The sequence below is a fragment of the Psychroserpens mesophilus genome (genome assembly GCF_050617655.1).
GTDB classification, from domain to species: domain Bacteria; phylum Bacteroidota; class Bacteroidia; order Flavobacteriales; family Flavobacteriaceae; genus Psychroserpens; species Psychroserpens mesophilus_A.
The window spans coordinates 1-238 of the sequence record NZ_JBODQC010000492.1; the positions used below are offsets into that span (position 1 = coordinate 1).

Annotated in this window: 1 protein-coding gene; it reads left to right on the forward strand. The window is 57.6% G+C overall.

Annotation, left to right across the window (positions count from 1 at the left end; genetic code table 11):
- Window positions 1-238, forward strand: a 238-nt coding sequence (locus tag ACRHNM_RS18130) for a hypothetical protein (RefSeq protein ID WP_431138021.1), incomplete at both ends; no start/stop codon positions are given.

Consider the following 238-nt stretch of genomic DNA (forward strand, 5'->3'; position numbering starts at 1 on the left):
GGCCCGCCGGCTTCCAGCAATCCCCTGGACGGGCTCTTCTTGCCTACTGTCGTGTCATTCCTGCCGCAAAGCGGCGAACGCACGGATATTTTCGACCGCGAGATCTTCCTGAAGAAGGGCAATGGTCAGGAGAACGGCCTGAAACTGAGCATCACCAATGCCGCCAACCAGCAGGTCAAGTTCGGTCCCGTTCCGATGGATCAGTACGGCATATCAGATGTCCGTTACGTCGGCAATG